Consider the following 21,514-nt stretch of genomic DNA (forward strand, 5'->3'; position numbering starts at 1 on the left):
CTGAGCATTGTTTGCCAGAATTTTGATTGTAATGTCTATGCATCCAGACCGTAGAATGCTATGCCTTCCTGGTTCCAGCCGATGCTTCCGAGCTGCCGGTATTCATCTGCGCTGGTCGTGAAGAGATGCGTGCCCTGGGTCAACCATTTATTGAAGAGCCTGTAGATGGGGATGCCTGTGGTTGTATCCGCAGAGTAGAACGAGATGCCTTCCTGATTCCATCCGATAGAGCCAAGATAGTCATACTCTGTCTTATCGCTCGTGTAGAAATGGTCACCGCTATAGGGATTGTAGAGTCGATAGACAGGGGTATCGGATGCGGAGGGAGATTTCCAGGCAATGCCTTCCTGGGTCCATCCAATCGAGGCAAGGAAGGCATATTCATCGGCGCTTGCAGTAAAGAGATGCTCTCCGCTCCATCGATTGTAAAGGCGGTACATGGACACTGGGGTGACAATTCGGAACGTTTTTGTCGCGAATCCGCGGTATGCACTGCCATTGCCCGTAATAGTTACGGTGGCCGTTCCAGCTTCGATGTTGTTGGAATACGACACGCCGTAGTCGGATGTGTCCTGAAGGCTTAGGTCAAATAGTTTGACTACGACTGATGGGGTGATTGGATTGCCGGAATACAGCTGATCAGGAATTCTTTCTACTGTAGCCTGTGTCATATCTCCATAGATCACGAAGCTTGTGGCAACTGTTCCGGAATAGTTGCCTGCTCCCGTGAGAGAGACACTGGCGGTCCCAATGGCTTCGTTATCATGGTATGACGCTACATAGTCTGTTCCGGCAACAAGTGTGGTGCTGTTGTAGGACAGTGAAGGTGTTGGCTCAATTGCAGCACCTGCATATGCCTGGTCTGGAATCTTATCTAGACTCACATCAGAGAGAGGCCTCGGCAGTATCTGGTATGTGGTAGAAAGATCCCCCTTATACATTCCCTTTCCGGTAGCCTTCACTGTGGCGGTCCCGGTATCATCTGTCCCCGTGAATTCGAGAGCGTAGTCGGTACCTTCCTGGAGGGTCTTGCCACCCACGGAAATCTTTGGAGAAATGGCATTGCTGTTAGGTGTGTAGATAATGCTTTCGGGAATGCCTTCTATCGATCCATTGGAGATATCGATCTTGCGGCTTGGTAGCACCTCGACATAGAAGGTTGCGATGGTGCCGCGACCCCAGACCTGCAGGGATACCTTTGTGTGACCAACTTTTTCCGGCTGGAATGTGGATGAATACTCGATGCCGCTTGGTGTATAAAGCCCGATTGTTGAACCGGTGATATGCCCGATAGATGAATCGTCGACAGTCCAGGATGCAAAGGATGTGCTGTTGCCGTCTTCCTTGTACGACAGGGCGATCTCGCCTTCATCAACATAGGCTGAATAGTCGGGATGGCCTTCGAGCTTGGCTGTGTAGACGGCATCGCCATCTACGGTCTTGGCGACATCTGGAGACCAGCCAGTAATGGTCCAATAGCCATCTTTGAATGTTCCTGAGAATGGAGGTGTTGCATCTCCATCGCTGCAGGAGTATGTCACATCTTCGAATGCCTGACCGTCCATGCCGTCCTTATAGCGGATGGTCCTTCTGTCAGATATTGTGTCTTTTGTGACCTCGAAGCTGAGCCCCGATACGCCCTCGCCGCTGTATATGCCCGAGTATCCCGCAGAATCATCGACGGAGATGAAGCGTGCGTTCCATTCCCCCGGCTCCATGTCGCTGCTGACGGACATCGTGCCCACATAGGTCCCGTCGCCGTCCTTGTCGTAGAGCCAGACCGTGCGGTCCTGCTTCGAGATTGGCATGACAAAGTCGAGCTGCATGCTGTCATTGAGCTTGGCCGAACCCGCGCTTGCCTTTGCGGAGAAGGTCACGGTGTCCCCTGCAGTCGCCCTCTTGGGGGTGACGGAGAAGGATGAGGGATCGAATTCGGGGCCCTTCCCTGTACCGGAGGTGCCATAAACCTCGAAGCTGAGCCCCGATACGCCCTCGCCGCTGTATATGCCCGAGTATCCCGCAGAATCATCGACGGAGATGAAGCGTGCGTTCCATTCCCCCGGCTCCATGTCGCTGCTGACGGACATCGTGCCCACATAGGTCCCGTCGCCGTCCTTGTCGTAGAGCCAGACCGTGCGGTCCTGCTTCGAGATTGGCATGACAAAGTCGAGCTGCATGCTGTCATTGAGCTTGGCCGAACCCGCGCTTGCCTTTGCGGAGAAGGTCACGGTGTCCCCTGCAGTCGCCCTCTTGGGGGTGACGGAGAAGGATGAGGGATCGAATTGCGGTACATATTGGGTGGAGTCTGCTGCGTGGGCAGCATGCGGCAATAGCAGCAGCGCAAATAGAAACGTTATGCCAATCAATCTGAAGATGTGGTGGCTGCGGGTCTTCATAGGACCTCCCAAAGCAGACGTTGACGGATATCGCCTAGTAAGAGCGGATGCAAGAAATACTATAAGATTCAGAAACGCTCAAGGTTTCCCAACACCATTGAATGGTCGGCGAATGAGGCGTAGGACTGCTTGATCCTGCATACTCATGTAACCGTACTAGAAGATATTGAGAGACCCAGAGCGGATAACGAAATGAAGAGACGGTAGCTCTTGTCCTAAGGAGGAGAAGTGGCTACGAAGCAGGAAGGGCACCGTGCTGCAGCGATTCTGTCCAGGCTTGCAGGTGGATTGATGCTTGCGCTCCTGATCGTGCTGGCAGTACCTGACAGTGCGTATGCTGCCGGTGGAACTGAGGTATGGCGCCTGTACAACAGATGGTCGGGAGAGCATCTGTTCACGACGAACCTTGATGAATACGATTCGTGCCGCAGGGCAGGATGGAACGGCGAGAAGCTTGCCTGGACCGCACCAGCCTCGGGAGATGAGGTTTACCGTCTCTACAATCCCTACAGCGGCGACCATCACTACACCCGCAGCCTTGATGAATACAACCATCTGGGCACCATTGGGTGGAGGAAGGAAGGCGTTGCCTACCATTCTGCCGCTGCATCCAGCGGCCATGAGGTGTATCGCCTTTTCAATCCCTGGCTGACACAGGGAACACACTTCTTTACGATATCTAAGTCCGAATATGACTATCTTGGCTCAATTGGCTGGACACAGGAGGGCATTGCCTGGTATTCGGGGGACGACAATGAGCTGTCTGCGGAAGAGCTGGCAATGATCGAAGCAGTGTATCCCAAGGCGCTGTCTTCGTTTAGCCGTGGCTATTTCGGTGATCCGATATATATCTTCGATCAATTGGCACGTCATGATGATGCCAGACTCGATTTGTATCTTGACGGCATATACACTGCAACCGACTGGCATGTCTACCCCGAAATCAAGCGCACCTATGGAGGACGTCTTTCAAACATCACAAAGGTGGGAGACCACTATGTCGCACGTCTTGCCACCCTCTCATACACCGGGAACGAAGGGAGCGTAGTCTACGAAGCCGATCCATATGCTACCGATGACAGCAGCGGAACGCCGAGTGCGGCACATAACTGGACCGTCCGGAATAGCGGTGCCATGCTCGAAAAGATTGACACGATTGAGATTTGGCCAAAGGGCACCTATATCAAGCCCAATTCCCAGATGGCGCTGTTCCGCAAGTACATATACTGGTACGACACGGACAAGCATGAGGGAGAACCGCTTCCCTATAGTGTCTTCCTTGTGAAGGGATATGACGCCGGAAAAGAGGTCTCCTATCTCTTTATGTTCTGAGACACTTCACCTGATAGCTGCACCTATTTGGTGTTGGATGCAGGACATTTGCTCAAAGATGCAGGCTTTCGCCTCTCGGCTGGAAGCCTGCAATGTCCTTCTCATTGAAGTTGCTTTGTGCATTCATGAAAGCGAATACGAATGCAGCTAGGCTCCTCAACGTCGCTTCTGCATCCTGTCACGCAGTCCACGGGCTGGTGCCGTGATGCAGCGGCCTATCTTGAATGACGTGGAATCCTCGAAGCCCTCTATGGCCTTGTTTCTGAGCTCGATTTCATGCTCCAGCTCAGAGATGCGGTCTTTGAGGCCCTCTATCTCTGCCCTGAGGTCTGCATTCTCCATGCGGAGACGCGATGCGTGGTCTTCGCAGCCATCACGCCTGATTTTGAGGTCCGCGTAGTGGGCAAAGACCAGCTCCGTCAGAGGAAGATGGAGGATATCCTGGATACGCTGCTGGTGCCAGGGGCTTTCGAGAGATGAAATGTCTGCATCGGCCAGGTCGAGCTCCCTGAGTCCGCCCTGCTTCATCCTGTCTGCAATAGTGGTAAAGCCTTCAAGGGAGCGTGCCGTTTCCAGGTTGGCAATGACGCTGATGGCAGCCCAGCTGATGTAGGAATCATGGTAGAGGTCCCAGGTACCCTGTTCCTTCAGCGTATCCCTCAAGGCTATGAGCGCCTCATAGAAGTCAAGTGGATAGCTGTCGCTTGTTGCCATCGCGCTGTTTGCGTTGTTGATGCGATACCTGTGAAGGAACTCGTCGAGCAGAACGATGCGGTGTGCCTCGGTAAGAGCACGGCAGGTGAAGAGGAGATCTGCCGTCCTGTGGACTGGCTGGAAGGCAAGATTGTGCTCATGGACAAAGGATGCCCTGAAGAGCTTGTTGTGCACCCAGTTCTGGAATGAGTTGAGGATGCGCTTTGGCCACTCATGCGGATCGAAGACATCCATATCCTGGGGCAGCCAGTCGCGCAGATAGGAATAGCCGATCGGCATGACCTCGCCGGTCTTGTCGTTCAGTGTGCAGGTACGGAAGATGACAAGGTCGGCATCTTTGCCTTCACCTGTGGCGATGGCGCGCTCGAGGAGCTGGGGCTCCATAAGGTCGTCAGCATCAAGGAAGTAGAGCCATGTGCCCGTGGCGGCAGCAAGCCCTGCCTGCCTGGCTGGGCCCTCACCTGGAGTCTTCTCTTCGAGAATGCGGATGCGGCTATCTTCCTGGGCTGCCTTCTCGAGGATATCTCTTGTGGAATCTGTCGAATTGTTGTCGGCACAGATGATCTCGATATCGCGCTCGGTCTGGCTCTGTGCGCTCCTGAGCGTATCGGAAAGGTATTTCTCGGCGTTATAGCAGGGGATGATGATTGAGGCTCTGGGCATGCTGACTCCTCCGCTCGAAACGACGTTCCATATAATAATAGAGGTTGGCGAGTAAAGGCTTCCTTCGAAAGGAAATGGAACGCCCTATGAAAGGCATCATTCTTGCTGGAGGCTCCGGAACGCGTCTCTATCCTCTGACACGGGTCACCTCGAAGCAGCTTCTGCCGGTCTACGACAAGCCGATGATCTACTATCCGCTGTCCACCCTCATGCTGGCAGGCATCCGGGATATCCTCATCATCTCGACGCCGACAGACCTTCCGCGCTTCGAAGAGCTTCTGGGCGATGGATCCCAGTACGGCATCTCGCTCAGCTATGCCGTGCAGCCATCTCCTGATGGCCTTGCCCAGGCCTTCATTATCGGCGAGGACTTCATCGACGGCGATTCTTGTGCCCTCATCCTGGGAGACAACATCTTCTACGGCAATGGCCTTTCGAGGCATCTGCGCCGTGCTGTGGACAAGGCAGAGCATGCTGGGGGAGCGACGGTCTTCGGCTACTATGTGGACGATCCGGAGCGCTTCGGTGTCGTGGAGTTCGATAAGGATGGCCATGCCATCTCCATCGAGGAGAAGCCGGAGCATCCGAAATCGAACTACGCCGTGACCGGCCTCTACTTCTATGACTCCCGCGTCTGCGAGATGGCAAAGGAAGTGAAGCCGTCTGCCCGAGGAGAGCTTGAGATCACGACGCTCAACGAGATGTATCTCAAGGCAGGAAGCCTCGATGTGGTGACGCTGGGCCGTGGCTATGCCTGGCTCGATACCGGCACGATGGACTCCCTCTTCGAGGCATCGAACTTCGTGCGGACCATCGAGATGTCTCAGGGCATCATGATCTCCGTGATCGAGGAGATTGCCTATGAGCGTGGCTGGATTACCGAGGAGCAGCTCGAGGCGGCAGCCGAGGAATACGGCAACAGCCCCTATGGCCAGCACCTCAGGAAGGTGCTTGACCGCCGCATCCAGTTCACGAGAGACGACTAGAAGCACCTATATCATCAATCATTCAACCGATAGCAGGATGTGAATAGATCAATGGCAGACATCTTCGAGCCCACAAACATCGTCGTCACGGGCGGCTGCGGCTTCATCGGGTCCAACTTCGTGCGCTGGGTGGCGAGGAACCACCCCGAGTGCCATATAACGGTCCTCGACAAGCTCACCTATGCAGGCAACCCCGCAAACATTGCAGGCCTCCCGGAGAGCCAGGTGGAGCTCGTCGTGGGCGACATCTGCGATGCGGAGCTCCTGGACGAGGTAGTGCCCGGCCACGACGCGATCGTCCACTATGCGGCGGAGTCCCACAACGACAACTCGATCGCTGACCCCGAGCCCTTCGTGCAGACGAACGTCGTGGGAACCTACAGGCTCCTGCAGGCTGCAAGGAAGTACGATGTCCGCTACCACCACATCAGCACGGACGAGGTGTATGGGGACCTCGCCCTGGATGAGCCGAGGCGCTTCGAGCCAGACGACCCCTACAGGCCGAGCAGCCCCTATTCCTCAACGAAGGCATCCTCCGATCTCCTGGTCCGTGCCTGGGAGAGGACCTACGGCCTCAGGGCCACGATCTCGAACTGCTCCAACAACTATGGCCCCTACCAGCATGTGGAGAAGTTCATACCGAGGCAGGTCACGAACATCCTCTGCGGAATACGCCCCAAGCTCTACGGCACGGGGGAGAATGTCCGCGACTGGATCCATACCGAGGACCACTCCCGCGCCGTCTGGGACATCCTCACGAAGGGGAGGATAGGCGAGACCTACCTCATAGGCGCCAACGGCGAGAGATCGAACATAGACGTCCTGCGCGAGATCCTCTCCCTCATGGGCCAGCCCGAGGATGCCTTCGACTGGGTGCGCGACCGCCCCGGCCACGACAGGAGGTATGCGATCGACCCCACGAAGCTGGAGCGGGAGCTCGGCTGGCATCCCGTCCATACCGACTTCGCGGAAGGGCTCGCACAGACGATCGACTGGTACCGGGAGCACGAGGACTGGTGGCGCCCTGCCAAGGAGGCCACCGAGCGCAGGTACGCGGAGCAGGGGCAGTAGGGGGAAGAAGCATGTCCGATTTCGCATTCGAGAAGGATCTCTCTGTCACGGAGACCGGCATAGAGGGCCTCAAGGTCGTGGAGCTCTCCGTCCATGGGGATGCCAGAGGCTGGTTCAAGGAGAACTGGCAGAGGGCCAAGATGGTGGCGCTCGGGATCCCCGACCTCCATGTCGTGCAGAACAACATCTCCTTCAACGCGGAGAGGGGCGTGACCCGCGGCATCCATGCGGAGCCCTGGGACAAGTTCATATCGGTCGCCACGGGATCGGTCTTCGGAGCCTGGGTGGACCTCAGGCAGGGCTCTGCCACGTATGGCAAGGTCTATACCGCGACGCTCGACCCCTCCCGCGCCATCTATGTCCCCAGGGGCGTCGGCAACTCCTTCCAGGCATTGGAGGACGGCACCGCCTACACCTACCTCGTCGATGCCCACTGGTCGGCGGAGTTCAAGAAGACCTATACCTTCGTGAACCTGGCGGACCCGGAGCTCGATATCCAGTGGCCGATCCCGCTCTCCGAGGCCACGCTCTCGGAGGCCGATCTCCATCACCCGTATCTCAGGGATGTCGTGCCCATGGCGCCGAAGAGGACGCTCGTCACAGGATGCAGGGGCCAGCTGGGGCGCGCCGTGAGGCGGCTCGCCGAGGAGCGCGGCATCGCCTCCTCCTTCGACTTCTGCGACATCGATGCCTTCGATTTCTCCGATCCTGCTGCCTACTTCCAGTACGACTGGGACCTCTACGGAACCGTGATCAACTGCGGGGCCTGGACGGCAGTGGACAGGGCCGAGACCCCCGAGGGCCGCATCTCCTGCTGGAAGGCCAATGCCCAGGGGCCGGCGCTGCTCGCCCGCACCTGCGCGGAACATGGGATCCGCCTCGTCCACATCTCCTCGGACTACGTCTTCGACGGGACGAGGGAGCTCCATGCGGAGGACGAGCCCTTCAGCCCCCTCTCCGTCTACGGCCAGTCCAAGGCGGCAGGCGACCTTGCCGTGGCAGGATGCCCGAGGCACTATATCCTGCGTTCCTCATGGGTCATAGGCGACGGCCGCAACTTCGTGAAGACGATGGCCGCCCTCTCCGACAGGTGCGCGGACCCCAAGGACAGCCTCTCCGAGGTTACCGTCGTGGACGACCAGCTGGGAAGGCTCACCTTCACGAGGGACATGGCGGCAGCCATATTCCATCTCCTGGACACGCATGCCGCATGCGGCACCTACGGCTGCACGGGATCTGGCGCTGTCAGGAGCTGGGCCGACATTGCCCGTGCGGTCTTCCAGCAGAGGAACGGCAACGGCGATGCCGTGAAGCCTGTCTCCACCGCCGAGTACTACGCATCCGCCAAGGGCCCCGTAGCCCCGAGGCCTGTGCACTCCGCCCTCTCGCTCCATAAGCTCGAGGCGGCAGGCTTCCACATGCCCGACTGGGAGGAAGAGCTCCAGGAATATCTGGAGAACATGGAATAGTCTACCTAGCCGCCAGCTGTCTGATTGCAGCTGGCGGCTTTTGAGATTCGATGCAGCAACGTGAAATGGGAGTAAAATCCTCCCTGCATCATATGCTGGAGGATTAGCGTCCAGTAATAGAAAAGCCCCGAGCGCTAGACATCTGTGGTTCTAAGGAAATCCGCTGCGATGGCTTTTCATCGGGAAGGGAATCTGGTGGCAGCGATGCTATCAGATCGTAGTCGGGAGGCATCACCATACTGCATCAGGCAAGAATGTTCAGATTCGGCCGCTGTGCTCTGCCTGCCTGCGTCATAACGCTTGCGCTCGTCTGCATGCCTGTGCGGGCTCTGGCAGCAGATGGACAGACGGTGCAGGAGACTGTCAGCAGCACGAAGACAGCCGAGGCCGTAGTGGCATCTGCAACGGGAACGGCGAGCAGCACTGCCGCTGAAACGCAGAGCACGGCAGGGACCCAGCTTTCTTCGGCTGCCGCAGAGGAAGAGAAATCCAGCAAGTCGGATTCAGCTTCCGAAGCAGCTGCCAGCAAGACCGAAGCGGCAGATGACACTGCAGCCGCTTCTTCTGCAAAGGCTCAGAAGAGCTCGGACAAGGCAGAGACGAGCGATGAGGCTGATGCAGCAAAATGCTCTTCCAGCGAGAGCACAGCTGCAAGTGACAAGAAGGACACAGAGGGCACAGGCAATTCAGCGTCTGCAGCTGCAGACAGCAGCAAGGCAGCATCTGCTGCGGAATCTTCGGAGGCCGGTGCCTCAACGGAGGGCGAGAAGGCATCTTACGAAAGTGCCGCTTCCGCGAAGGAAAGCAGCACCTCTTCAGCAGAAGACACTGCCGCTGCAGCAGCCGCGAGTACGGAAAAGATAGCAGAAGCCAAGTCTGCAGAGACCGCCACAGCCGCTTCAGCAGCTGGCTATGATACGACGGGCAAGGTACCTCTCTATCGTCTCTACAACAAATGGTCGGGAGAGCATTTCTTTACGGTCAATACTTATGAGGCAACCAATCTGATTGCTATCGGCTGGTCGGGAGAGTCCGTCTCCTGGTTCTCTCCCACCTACTCTACAGTGAAGGTCTACCGTCTCTATAACCAGTGGAGCGGAGACCACTACTACACTGCCAACGCTGATGAGCGCAAGAGCCTCATTAAGATTGGATGGACCAACGAAGGTGTAGGCTGGTTCTCCCATACAAATAAGGCACTTCCTGTCTACACGCTCTTCAATCCTTACGCAAAGATCGCTACGCATCACTACACGACGCAGGTATCTGAGCGCGATCACCTTGTCAGTCTGGGATGGATATACACAAAGAGCGCTGGACCCTCCTGGTACGGCACTGCTGTGCCATCAAACGGATGGTTCACATCTCCTGCCGGTGATAGGCTGCTCATCTCGGGCAGCAAGGTGCAGACCGATGAAATCGTATACGACAACGGCAAGAAGCGCTACATCACGACTGCCGGATTCGAGGCTACCACGAAGTCCACGTGGTACTCTCCTTCCAATAAGCGCTACTATCGGGTATCTGATGGCGGAGACATTCAGCTGGCCCCCCAGACGGGATACAGCTATTGCTGGCTCAAGAACAGCCCCTATTGGTCCGGCACGGTCAAAGAAGTCCATATGAACAAGAACTATATGGAAGGCCGCTATTACGACGGGGTCCAGCACTATATCAAGAAGATCGTGATCCATCACAATGCCGGGTCGCTCACGACTGAGGGATGCTGGAACACCTGGCAGACCCGCGAGGCATCGGCTCATTATCAGGTCGAGACAAACGGTACGGTAGGCCAGCTTGTCTATGATTCCGATACCGCTTGGCAGGCAGGCAACTGGAACACCAATCTCGAGTCTATCGGTATCGAGCACGCAGATGCTCCCGGTTCTTCTGACAGGAATGGCTGGAGACTGACTGAGACAACCATCAACGCTGGCTCCAAGCTTGTTGCAGTGCTCTGCATCGTATATCAGCTCGGAAGGCCACAATGGGGCGTCAATGTCGTCGGCCACAACGAGTGCAGCAGCACGTCCTGCCCTGCATCGCTGGCTGTTGGCGGCTCGCAGCATAATGAGTACATCTCGAAGGCGCAGAGCTGGTATGACAAGCTCATCACACTGAAAGTCTAGGTACAGCGCTGCAGATCGAATCGAAGAAGCCCCTCGACTTCAAAGTGAACTGCGCCCCAAAACTTGGACGCGATAAATCATAACTGCTAGGCGGCCCCCCGAAGGGCCTGGTCCCGGAACTCCACCGGGGTCAGGCCCTTCAGCCTGGCCTGGCGCCTCACGTGGTTCCAATGGTGGATATAGGCCTCGAGGTCGCGCTTGAAGCTCTCGAAGTCGCTCCAGTCGCGTCCCCGGAAGAACTCGTCCTTGATGTGCCCGAAGACCTGCTCTAATGCGCTGGATGCGATTATGTGCCGAGTGGTTGCCGGACGGCAGGCGGAGGGGCATATCGGCAATCCGCTGAGCACATAACGCTGTAACGTCTTCCCTGTCGGGACTGCATCCTGCAGAGAGGAGACGGAATGGACAGGATACAGCAGCTTGAAGGCTTCCACAGGCATCTGCTCGGCAACGGCTACTCGGAGACTGCATCGAAGAACTACCGCTTCCGGGTCAGCACGTTCCTGAAGAGGAGGCCGGAAGCGCTCGGAGCGGGAGAGGACGAGGCCAGGAGGATCGTCGAGGGCTACATCTCGGAGCTGCCGCGCAACACGGCGTCGACCATCCCTGCAGCGGCTGTGAGGAGATGGTGGACCTACAGGTTCGGGAAGCCCTACCGCGAGCGCATCGTCCCGTCGGAGCTCCGGCCGGATGCAGCCATCGATGCGGAGCCTGCGGAATTCGGGAAGTATCTCTCCATCCACGGCAACATAAAGCCCGTGACCATCAGGAACAGGATCGCCTCCATAAAGCTGTTCCTGCACGCCGTCTTTCCCGATGGCACCTTCGAGCGCAGGGCGATCACTCTGCATGACTTCGCCGGCTGCCATACGGCCGCAGCCACGGCCGAAGGCGCGTCGATGCGCGCCCTCCAGGGAAGCGACCTGAGATCGTACATCCGCTTCCTGAGATGGAAGGGCATGGAGTGCGTGCCGCTCGATGCGGTGTCGCTGAACGGCCCTGCGCGCCGCGAGCACACGGTTCCCGGGCGGCTTTCCGAGGAGGATTTCGAGGCCCTTCTGGCATCCTGCGATTCCGGCACGGTGCGCGGGGCGAGGGATGCGGCGATGGCCCTGTGCATGGGCATGCTCGGGCTCAGGGCATGCGATGTCGCGAACCTGGCCCTGGACGACATCTCATGGGCAGACGGCACGATTGCCGTGCGCGGGTCGAAGGGCAGGACAGGGAGGGTGCTGCCCCTGGGCGGGCGGACAGGAGCGGCGCTGGAGCGCTATGCCACGATGCGGGGGAAGGCCGAAGGAACCCGCTCCCTCTTCCTGAGCACGGCCGGAACGCCCATGCGGTCGCACCAGGTCCAGACGGCTGAGCTGTAATCTTTTGGTGGACAGGGGGACGGCAGGAACTGGCAGCGTATATCCTCTGCCCAGATGCCCACCCACCAGCACCAGCAGATTGGAGCGAAGAGATGTCGGGGAGCGCAAGCGAGATCGAGAAGGCGGAATCGAGGGACAGGGGCAGGCTCCCCCGGCAGTACACGGAGGAGTACCGGCTCGAGGCAGTCGAGTACTACAGGAAGGCAGTCGAGGCCGATCCGAAGAAGAGCATCAGGGAGTGCGCCGCAGAGCTCGGGACCAGCGACAAGACCCTGAACGACTGGATCATCAAGCACCCGGAGACCGGGAAGGTGACCCAGGAGAGGACGGACGAGCAGAAGGAGCCCGGCGCGGCGAGGAAGCGCATAAGGGAGCTCGAGGCCGAGAACGAGTTCCCAAGAAAAGCGGCAGCCTTCTTCGCCAGGAGCCTCTGACGCAGGACAAGTACCGGCTCATGCTGGCGGAGAGAGTGGGCTGCAGCGTCTCGATGATGGCACGGGTGCTCGGGGTGAGCAGGTCGGGCTCCTGCAGATGGCCCGGGGCCGGAGGCGGAGAGGACCCTTGGGGCGCTCTCAAGGAGGCCATCATCGCGATATGGGAGGAGAGCGGCAGGCGCTTCGGCTTCCGGAAGGTCTGGTCCAAGCTCATGGACGACGACAGGTACGCCGGATTCGCCGGCACGACCCGCTGCCGTGTGCGGAAATGCATGTCCGAGCTGGGCATCCGTGGCATCTGCCCCAATGCCTCGAAGAGGACGACGGTGCCCGATCCCGATGCCCCCGAGCGCCCCGACCTCATCGGTCGGGACTTCTCGTGCCCCGTGCCGACCGCGAAGCTCGTGGCCGGCATAGCCTGTCTCAGGACCACGGGAGGCTCCAGCTGCCTCGCCGTCGTGATCGACCTGTGCACGCGCATGGTCGTCGGCTGGAGACTGCGGGACAACATGAGGGCAGGGCTCGTCGTCTCGGCGCCCGGGATGGCATATTCGCGCGGATACGTCGCCGGAGGGGCCATATTCCACAGCGACCGCGGCAGCCAGTACACGAGCGCGGAGCTCGCCGCATGGGCCGCAGCGCACGACGTGAGGCTCTCCGTGGGCCGCACGGGCAGCTGCCACGACAATGCAGTGGCTGAATCGTTATGTGCTTGAGCACATAACGATTCCATGGCGGAGTTGTCCGGGGAGCATCCCTTGGCCGACATGCTCCTGATGAGGCCGTTCCTCTCGCAGATCGCGATCCACCCAGGCCATCTGTAGTGGCAGCCGCGGTCGCTGTGGATGACGGGATGCTCGTCCGGAGCCAGGCCTGCGCATGCCTTCTCGAGCATGGAATCGGAGAGCTCGTCGTCCGGAGCCGACGAGATCGACCATGCAGGCAGGGCTCCGTCGAAGCAGTCGAGCACCGGGCTGAGATAGGACTTGCCTGCAGGGATGGCGAACTCTGTGATGTCGGTGAGCCACAGGAAGTTCGGGAGGCCTGCAGCGAAGTCACGCTTCACCAGGTTCTCGGGGGCATCCGTGATCTCCCCCTTGTAGGAGCTGCATGGCTTTCCTGCCCTCTTGCGCGTGACCTCCATGCCCTCCTCGCGCATGATGCGCCTCACGACCTTCTCGGAGACCACGATGGGCTCCTCGAGCTCCCTGAGCTCGTGGGTCACGTAGCGGTAGCCGCGCGACCGGCTGGCACCCTCGAAGATATCCGCTATCTTCGAGCGCAGCCCGGCATACTTGTCAGGCCTGGCAAGCGCCGCACGCTGGTACTCATAGGAGCTCTTCGATATCCTCAAGGAAGCGGTGAGGTCTTTCAGGGCGTGGCCGGTCGTCTGCCTCAGATGCTCTATGACCAGGGTCTTCTCCCTGTTCGTCAGCGCATCGAGGCTTGCGGCTTTTAAAACCTCCACCACCCCGCGCAGGATGTCGTTCTCGAGCTCGAGCTGCCTTATGCACTCCTCGGGCGTCCCTTCGAAGCCCGACCAGGCATGCTCGCTCCCTTCGGGCACGGTCGGTTTGGCTGGCGTGGAAGGCTCCTCCCTCTCGGCCGATCTCGCCCAATTGTACACAGTGGCAGCATTGAGCACCCCGAGCGCCTTCGCCACGTCCTTCCCGTCCATCCCGCCCTGCACGAGCCTGACGGCCTCCGCCTTCGTCTCGGGATCGTAGTGGCTGAAGGGACGGCCGGCAGTCCTCACATGCGCAGCATCGCTCTCCCGGATCCAGGCATACATGGTCTGCCTGCAGGGATATCCGAGCTTGCGGATTGCGAGGGTCATCTTCCCGCCGCATTCCTCGAGGACTTCGAGCGCTCTCTCTTTCTGCTCTGGCGTGAAGCTCATTGCGGACTCCTGACCGGACCGTATCTGGTCCAACTTTTTGTCCGCATGCCCCGATCATTTCCGCCATCCAACGCGTGTGCCATAGGAATGTTGCGCAATATCTTGCAATCCACGTAGATGTACATTCAGATTGTGCTGAGCTAGCTGGCTTTCATCAGAAGGAGGAACAGATGAGATCGAAGAAATCCGTATCCGGATGGAGAAGGAAGCTCGCTCTCGTGCTGACGGCGGTCCTGGTCACTGCCGGAGCAGCAGCGCTGGCGCCTGCAACAAGTCTCGGTGCGACGGAGGCCTATGCAGCGACGGCAGCATCGCAGGGGCAGTGGGTCTCGAGCAATGGCAGATGGTGGTACCGGAATGCCGACGGATCCTATCCTAAGAGCTGCTGGCAGGAGATCGATGGCAAGTGGTATCACTTCGACTCCGCTGGCTGGATGCAGACCGGCTGGCTCCAGGATGGAGGTAACTGGTACTACCTTGATGCTTCAGGTGCTTCCGTAAAATATTGGCAGGCAATCGGCGGCAAATGGTATTACTTCGATTATGAATGGAATGCCGGCTATAAGATGATCTCCAACACCATTCTGCATGACCTCTCCTCGGGCGGCCTTATAAAGCTCTATTACTTCGCTCCTGACGGATCTATGGTGACAGGCTGGTATTACGTCGGCCACACGGGCAATTTCGATATTGATGGCTGGATCTACTGCGGCACGGATGGCGCCATGCAATTCGGCTGGCAGAAGATCGACGGCAAGTGGTACTTCCTCAAGGGTTCCTATGGATCGGTGATCAACTATGCCTCGCTGGCAACGGGATGGTTCCAGCCCGATTTCGAGACTGACTGGTACTACAGCGACCAGAACGGAGTGATGCAGACAGGCTGGCTCGCCTATGGCGGGAGCTGGTACTACCTTCTGGATTCCGGTGCCATGGCAGTAGGCTGGGTGAATGTCGGCGGAACCTGGTACTGGCTCACAGGGTCTGGCGCGATGGCAACAGACTGGCAGATCATCAATGGCTCCTGGTACTATCTCTCCGGCTCAGGCGCGATGCTCCACGACTGCTGGGTAGGGAACTACTACCTCGGTTCCAGCGGAGCGATGCTCACGAATGCTTGGACGCCCGACGGCTACTATGTCGGGCCTGACGGGGCCTGGGTAAGATAGGAGAATATTGCCAGGACATTTTGTCCTTCCATCTATGGGGAGGCCTCTTTCAATGGGAGGCCTCCTTTTCTCTTTGCCATTGCATCGGATCCGTCTGCCTTCCCTCTTCCGTATGCCGCCTGCGGACTCTGAAAATGTTGCGCAACAAATAGGGGGGGCAGAGGCTACATTCAGGCTGAATCCAGAAATCTCCGAGGAGAAGGAGGAAGCTCATGGATGCATGCATGAAGCGCACTGGCCTGAAGGGCAAGCTTGCGATAGCCCTTGCGGCAGCCCTCATCGCCGCGCCGGCGGCACCGGCCATGGCTCCGGCGGGGAGCATCGCGAGCACAGAGGCCTGTGCCGCAACCATGGAGGCCAAGGGCCAGTGGATGCAGAGCGGCAGCAGATGGTGGTACCGGAATGCCGACGGATCCTATCCAGCAAACTGCTGGAAGGAGATCGACTACGAGTGGTACCACTTCGACTCTGCCGGCTGGATGCAGACCGGCTGGCTCATGGATGGAGGGTCCTGGTACTACCTGCTGTCCGACGGAAAGATGGCAACGCACTATCAGGAGATCGACGGAAAGACATACTTTTTCGAAAGCAACGGGCAACTGGTCTGCAATCAACTAAAGGAGCTTGGTGGATGGGCTGGCTTCTATCCACTGACATACAGCGGTGATGATGGTGCCATCGCGACAGGATGGAGGTACATTCCAGCAAGCGATGGCTATCCAGGAGGCTGGTGCTATTTCGAGCCGTCACCATTGGATGCTGACAGCCATATGCGCTTCCTCTGGAAGAAGATTGATGGAACCTGGTACTACTTCATGCCGACCTGGCCGGATGACGGAAACGCTTTGGTGCCTCGTGGCCTCATGGCTACTGGATGGCAGAAGATCGGCACAGGCTATCTCAACAAGGATGGCAAGTGGTGGTGGGATGAAGGAGGAGGCGACCTCAGCACAGAAGAGATCGATGCCAGCAAGATGACTGGTATCCGCTATTACGACGATGCCCGGTGGTACTACTTCGCCCAATCCGGTACCATGCAGACAGGCTGGCTGAACGATGGCGGGACCTGGTACTGGCTCACGGGATCCGGAGCCATGGGGACAGGCTGGCAGCTCGTCAACGGCGCTTGGTACTGGTTCGCCGACAACGGCGCCATGCGGACCGGCTGGCAGAAGATCAACGGCTCCTGGTACTGCCTCTCTGGCTCTGGCGCGATGCTCCACGACTGCTGGGTAGGGAACTACTACCTCGGCTCCAGCGGAGCGATGCTAACGAATGCAACGACGCCCGATGGCTACTATGTCGGCGCCGACGGCGCCTGGGTGCCTGGCAAGTAGCACCGGGGTCGACACCTGCGCTGCATATCCTTCCAAGCATGGGGAGGCCTCTCCTGGCGGGAGGCCTCCTCTGCTCTGTTGAGGATTTCGGCCGCTGTTGCAGAGGAAGTGCGGCAGAAGAAACCGTCCACAGCGTGACCGATAGATGGTATGGGTGAGAAAGTTCTCGACAGGACGACGATTGTTCGGGTCGCTCGTTGTGAGGAGAGGGGTTGCATGTGCCATCGGAATGCGTGGCGCTGCATCTCAGCGAACTGCGCAGCCTTTCTCATGGATAGCAATCTTGCCAAATGGCTTAGGACCTCCGGCATAACCGCAGGAATTCCTGTCGCCGCCGAACCGCATCATATGGATGAACGGCTGATGCATCCGGAAGATCGGGGGACGAGATGGCGAAGGGCCATGCAGGCGGGCTGAGCAGGCGCGAATGCGAGAGCAGGGGGACGCTCATGGGCCTCCTCGAGAGATATCCCGACGAGGAGTCGTGCGAGAGGAGGCTCCTCGAGGAGAGGCATCCCGGAGGCTTCGTCTGCCCCGTGTGCGGGAACAGGACCTGCTCCAAGGTGCACGGGCATGCCCACAAGTGGCAGTGCACCAAGTGCTCGCACCAGTTCTCCGTCACGGCAGGCACGATGATGGAAGGGACCCATCTCGAGCTCAGGAAGTGGTTCGTGGCCATATGGCTCATGTCCGGCCAGAAGGCAGGCGTGAGCGCCTGCGCCCTCCAGAGGCAGATAGGCTGCAGCTACAAGACGGCAGGACGGGTGCTCGCCCGCATCCGCTGCGCCATGGCCGGATCGGAGTGCCTCCAGCGTCCTTGCTGCTGACACTGTCGAGGCGGACGACTTCTATATCGGGACGAAGGCCCATGGCACGAGCGGGCGCGGCACGGAGCAGCAGCCGATGCTCGCCGCCGTGGACAGGGCGCCTGCAGGGAAGGGATCGTGCGTGGTCCGCTGTGCGGAGGACTGCTCGGGAGGCTCCTGGCGCCAGTTCGGGCATGACCACCTCTGCCATGCATCGAGGATACGTGCGGATGCCTGGAGCGGCATGGCTGCAGGCCTCTCCTCCTTCCGGGGCCTCGAGCAGAAGGGATACGACAGCGCGGACGGCGACGCATCGCTTCCCATGGTCCACAGGGTGATCTCGAACTTCAAGGCATATGTCGAGGGAGCCTTCCACGGCCTCTCCAGGACGCACCTGCAGTCATATGCGGACTCCTTCAGCTGGAGGTACAGCCACAGGAGCTCCTCCTGCGCCTGCATGGAGCTGCTCCATGAGATGTGCCTCATGCACGTCCCGCTCTCCGGCATCGCAGCCACCGCGACGGTCCAGCCGAAGCTCCCCGCGAGCTTGCCTGAGCAGCTTACAGTTCAGGGAGCCTAACTATGCTGCAAGTCGTCAGCCATTTCTTGCCATTATCGTGTGCTGGCAGGCCTTGGATGAAATGCCTTGCTACTTCGCATCAGATGGGCTGTCTGTCTGGGTTTCTCAGTGCATGGAGCTGTGGGCTTGGAATGGGAGGCTGCATGGGTGAGCCTGTGCATCCCTTTTTGTACAAAAATCAAGAAATTCAAGAAATAATGAACGTTCAATAGTATGATGAATACGGAAATAATGAACACCAATGGAAGGGATGCCATGGCACTCAAGCAGAAGGAATTCGAGGTGCTCTATGAGCTCAGCAGGGATGCATCCAGGCCAAGCCAGAGACAGATTGCAGAAAAGACTGGACTGTCCTTGGGGACAGTCAACAAGATGCTCTCCGAGCTCGCTGAGAAGCAGCTCATCGAAGACGGGTCCATCTCCTCGAGGGGTCTTGCTGCACTTGAGCCATACAGTGTAGACAATGCTGTCATCATGGCTGCAGGTCTTTCCTCGCGCTTCGCACCCATCTCCTATGAGAAGCCGAAGGGGCTTCTTAAGGTCAGGGGAGAGGTGCTCATAGAGCGACAGATACGCCAGCTCAGAAAGGCAGGCATAGACGATATCACGGTCGTCGTCGGCTACAAGAAGGAGTACTTCTTCTACCTCAAGGAGAAGTTCGGCGTCCGCATTGTCGTGAATCCTGAATATGCCACACGAAACAACAATGGCACGCTCTGGCGTGTGCGCAATATCCTCGGCAATACCTATATCTGCTCATCCGATGACTACTTCACCGAGAATGTCTTCCGTGACCATGTCTACAAGGCCGAGTATTCTGCCATCTATGCTGCAGGTGAGACCGGCGAATGGTGCATAGAGACTGCTGCAAACGGAAGGATTACCGGTGTCACAGTCGGCGGGCATGATTCCTGGATCATGCTCGGCCATGTCTATTTTGACCGGGAGTTTTCGAAGCGGTTCGTCTCCATTCTGGAGGCAGAGTATGCCCACCCCGAGACAGCAGGAAAGCTCTGGGAGAGCATCTATCTCGACCATATCAAAGAGCTCGACATGCGTATCAGGAAATATCCTGCTGGCGTCATCAATGAATTCGATTCGATCGATGAGCTCAGGAATTTCGATCCTGCCTTCATGGAGAACGTGGATTCGGACATCCTGGACAATATTGTCTCTATCCTGCATTGCAGCAAGAGCGAAATCCATGACTTCTATCCCCTGAAGCAGGGCCTTACGAACCTCTCCTGCCATTTCAGCACGAATGAGGGAGAGTACGTCTATCGGCATCCTGGCGTCGGCACGGAGAAACTTGTCGACAGGCGCTCCGAGGAGGCAGGTCTCAGGCTTGCAAAGAAGCTGGGGCTCGATGAGACCTTCATCTATGAGGATCCCAATGCTGGATGGAAGATATCACGCTTCATCCCGAATGCGAAGAACCTCGATCCGATGGACGACGAGCAGCTGAAGACCGCGATGGAGATGTGCCGGAAGCTTCATGAGAGCGGAGCGCATCTGGACAGGAAGTTCGACTTCTTCGACGAGGGCAAGCACTATGAGGCCCAGCTCAAAGAGCGTGGACCAATCGATGTTCCTGGCTATGATGAGCTTGAGCGGAAGGCAGCGATGCTCCATGGCCTGCTGGAGAAGGATGGGTATCCCAAATGCGTGAACCACAATGACTTCTTCTCCCTCAACTTCCTCATTGACCAGGAGGGACACTACAGCCTGATTGACTGGGAATATGCAGGCATGTCCGATGTGGCTAACGACTTCGGCACGTTCTGCGTCTGCTGCCAGCTTGACCGCAAGAGATCAAACCTTGCCCTTTCCTACTATCTCGGACATGTGCCAACTCTTGAAGAGCGGCGCCACTTCTGGGGAGAGATAGTCCTTGCTGGCTGGTGCTGGTATGTCTGGTCTCTCGTGAAAGAGGCTGATGGCGAGAATGTGGGCGAGTGGTTCTATATCTACTACAGCTACGCCGCCGACTATATCGATGAGGTCCTTTCCTGGTATGGCGTGAAGAAAGAAAGCGATACGGAGGAATAGCCATGAAATATGGACTCATGAGCGGCATTCTCTGGGGCATCGATACCGTCATCCTGGGCATTGCCCTCTCCATGGTACCGTTCGTCGGCGCCGCAGAAGCGACTGTAGCAAGCGCCTTCATGCATGATGCAGCCTGCGCAATCCTGCTTCTCATCTTCATGGGCGTCCGCGGCAGGCTGAAGGATACGGCTGCGGCATTGAAGACCAGGAGCGGCAAGGTTGTCATCCTTGGTGCTCTTCTGGGTGGACCCCTTGGCATGAGCGGCTATCTTCTTGCCATCGGCAATATTGGCGCCGGCTATACGGCAGCGATATCTGCCTTCTATCCTGCCTTCGGAGCCATCCTCTCCTATATCTTCCTCAAGGAGAAGATGACGCCCAAGCAGATTGGTGCGCTCCTGGTTGCGCTTCTGGGCATCATGGTGATGGGCTGGAGCTCCGCTTCTGCGGATGTGCCGGGAAACCCCGTCCTCGGCATCCTCGGAGCTCTTGTCTGCGTCATTGGCTGGGGCTCTGAAGCGGTGATTCTTGCCTGGGGCATGAAGGATGATTCTGTCGACAACGAGACGGCGCTTCAGATCCGCGAGACCTCATCTGCGCTCATCTATGCCATAGCAGTCGTGCCCCTTGCAGGCAGCTACAGCCTTGTGTTCCAGGCGCTTCCCACAGTTTCCAACCTGGTCCTGATTGTCTCTGCCCTTGCCGGCACTATTTCCTATCTCTTCTATTACAAGGGCATCGACGCTATCGGTGCCGCAAAGGCCATGGCGCTGAACATCTCCTATTCGGCCTGGGCTGTGGTATTCGGAGCTCTCACAGGAGCCATCCCAGGTCCACTCGAGATCGTCTGCTGCATCGTGATCATCTGTGGCACCGTTCTTTCGGCAACGCCTGACTGGAAGGCGATACTCTCTCCGGCACGCTGACGAAGAGCAGCGTCACCGTATGTCGGAATGAAGCGGACCGCTCAGAAGCATCCAAAATGTTGCGCAACAAATAGGGGGGTGTCCCTATAGTTCTGTCAAGCCGTAGCAGGTGACTTTTCTACATTGTCCGCTGGCGGCTCCACATATGGCACCCGGTCGCGCATCACCGCATAGATGACG

The 21,514-nt window shown here is 58.1% G+C and carries 16 protein-coding genes and 2 pseudogenes; 14 read left to right on the plus strand and 4 right to left on the minus strand.

Annotation, left to right across the window (positions count from 1 at the left end; translation table 11 throughout):
- Nucleotides 1-35: 35 nt before the first annotated feature.
- A complete protein-coding gene (locus tag ABVS03_RS09660) occupies nt 36-2,396 on the minus strand; it encodes a hypothetical protein (RefSeq protein ID WP_368018943.1) in 2,361 nt (786 codons plus the stop codon).
- A 228-nt stretch (nt 2,397-2,624) separates the two neighbouring features.
- On the opposite strand from ABVS03_RS09660, the gene ABVS03_RS09665 reads away from it, so the two are divergent.
- Nucleotides 2,625-3,728 carry a hypothetical protein gene (locus tag ABVS03_RS09665; RefSeq protein ID WP_368018944.1) on the plus strand — a complete coding sequence of 368 codons (1,104 nt, stop codon included), beginning with the start codon at nt 2,625-2,627 and terminating at the stop codon, nt 3,726-3,728.
- A 156-nt stretch (nt 3,729-3,884) separates the two neighbouring features.
- On the opposite strand, the gene ABVS03_RS09670 is transcribed toward ABVS03_RS09665, so the two are convergent.
- Complete coding sequence (locus ABVS03_RS09670) at nt 3,885-5,105, minus strand: glycosyltransferase family 2 protein (RefSeq protein WP_368018945.1); 1,221 nt, start codon at nt 5,103-5,105, stop codon at nt 3,885-3,887.
- A gap of 86 nt (nt 5,106-5,191) precedes the next feature.
- Between ABVS03_RS09670 and rfbA the strand changes: the two genes are divergently transcribed.
- The 4 genes from rfbA (at nt 5,192) to ABVS03_RS09690 (ending at nt 10,760) form a co-directional block, all read left to right on the plus strand.
- Nucleotides 5,192-6,091 (plus strand): glucose-1-phosphate thymidylyltransferase RfbA, encoded by a 900-nt coding sequence (gene rfbA, locus ABVS03_RS09675; protein ID WP_368018946.1) that lies wholly within the window; start codon nt 5,192-5,194, stop codon nt 6,089-6,091.
- A gap of 51 nt (nt 6,092-6,142) precedes the next feature.
- Nucleotides 6,143-7,162, plus strand: a complete 1,020-nt coding sequence (gene rfbB, locus ABVS03_RS09680; RefSeq protein WP_368018947.1) for a dTDP-glucose 4,6-dehydratase — start codon at nt 6,143-6,145, stop codon at nt 7,160-7,162.
- A gap of 11 nt (nt 7,163-7,173) precedes the next feature.
- Nucleotides 7,174-8,631 (plus strand): sugar nucleotide-binding protein, encoded by a 1,458-nt coding sequence (locus tag ABVS03_RS09685; protein WP_368018948.1) that lies wholly within the window; start codon nt 7,174-7,176, stop codon nt 8,629-8,631.
- Nucleotides 8,632-8,885: 254 nt separating this feature from the next.
- Nucleotides 8,886-10,760 (plus strand): N-acetylmuramoyl-L-alanine amidase, encoded by a 1,875-nt coding sequence (locus ABVS03_RS09690; RefSeq protein ID WP_368018949.1) that lies wholly within the window; start codon nt 8,886-8,888, stop codon nt 10,758-10,760.
- 86 nt (nt 10,761-10,846) lie between these two features.
- Here ABVS03_RS09690 and ABVS03_RS09695 read toward each other — a convergent pair whose 3' ends face one another.
- A complete protein-coding gene (locus tag ABVS03_RS09695) occupies nt 10,847-11,200 on the minus strand; it encodes an IS3 family transposase (RefSeq protein ID WP_368018950.1) in 354 nt (117 codons plus the stop codon).
- Between ABVS03_RS09695 and ABVS03_RS09700 the strand changes: the two genes are divergently transcribed.
- The 3 genes and pseudogenes from ABVS03_RS09700 (at nt 11,162) to ABVS03_RS09710 (ending at nt 13,283) form a co-directional block, all read left to right on the plus strand.
- On the plus strand, nt 11,162-12,133 hold the full coding sequence (locus tag ABVS03_RS09700) for a tyrosine-type recombinase/integrase (RefSeq protein ID WP_368018951.1): 972 nt from the start codon (nt 11,162-11,164) through the stop codon (nt 12,131-12,133). The genes ABVS03_RS09695 and ABVS03_RS09700 overlap by 39 nt on opposite strands.
- Nucleotides 12,134-12,225: 92 nt before the next feature.
- Nucleotides 12,226-12,510 (plus strand): annotated as a pseudogene (locus tag ABVS03_RS09705) (transposase); the annotation flags it as partial.
- Complete coding sequence (locus ABVS03_RS09710) at nt 12,414-13,283, plus strand: IS3 family transposase (protein ID WP_368018957.1); 870 nt, start codon at nt 12,414-12,416, stop codon at nt 13,281-13,283. The pseudogene ABVS03_RS09705 and the gene ABVS03_RS09710, both read left to right, overlap by 97 nt.
- Before the next feature lie 47 nt (nt 13,284-13,330).
- Here ABVS03_RS09710 and ABVS03_RS09715 read toward each other — a convergent pair.
- Nucleotides 13,331-14,467 (minus strand): annotated as a pseudogene (locus tag ABVS03_RS09715) (IS3 family transposase); the annotation flags it as partial.
- 170 nt (nt 14,468-14,637) lie between these two features.
- Here ABVS03_RS09715 and ABVS03_RS09720 point away from each other — a divergent pair.
- From ABVS03_RS09720 to ABVS03_RS09745, 6 genes are all read left to right on the plus strand, one after another.
- Entirely contained in the window at nt 14,638-15,636 is a 999-nt protein-coding gene (locus tag ABVS03_RS09720; RefSeq protein ID WP_368018952.1) for a hypothetical protein, read from the plus strand.
- A gap of 212 nt (nt 15,637-15,848) precedes the next feature.
- Nucleotides 15,849-16,973, plus strand: a complete 1,125-nt coding sequence (locus tag ABVS03_RS09725) for a hypothetical protein (RefSeq protein ID WP_368018953.1) — start codon at nt 15,849-15,851, stop codon at nt 16,971-16,973.
- Nucleotides 16,974-17,362: 389 nt separating this feature from the next.
- Entirely contained in the window at nt 17,363-17,800 is a 438-nt protein-coding gene (locus tag ABVS03_RS09730) for a transposase (RefSeq protein WP_368018954.1), read from the plus strand.
- 25 nt (nt 17,801-17,825) lie between these two features.
- Nucleotides 17,826-18,359 (plus strand): transposase, encoded by a 534-nt coding sequence (locus tag ABVS03_RS09735; RefSeq protein WP_368018958.1) that lies wholly within the window; start codon nt 17,826-17,828, stop codon nt 18,357-18,359.
- Between the two features lie 255 nt (nt 18,360-18,614).
- Nucleotides 18,615-20,408, plus strand: coding sequence for an NTP transferase domain-containing protein (locus ABVS03_RS09740; RefSeq protein ID WP_368018955.1), 1,794 nt, complete (start codon nt 18,615-18,617; stop codon nt 20,406-20,408).
- A 2-nt stretch (nt 20,409-20,410) separates the two neighbouring features.
- The gene (locus ABVS03_RS09745) at nt 20,411-21,334 is read left to right on the plus strand and encodes a DMT family transporter (protein WP_368018956.1); all 924 of its coding nucleotides are present in this window, start codon (nt 20,411-20,413) and stop codon (nt 21,332-21,334) included.
- Nucleotides 21,335-21,514: the final 180 nt, after the last annotated feature.

Source organism: Olsenella sp. AGMB03486, from assembly GCF_040884255.1.
GTDB classification, from domain to species: domain Bacteria; phylum Actinomycetota; class Coriobacteriia; order Coriobacteriales; family Atopobiaceae; genus Olsenella_L; species Olsenella_L kribbiana.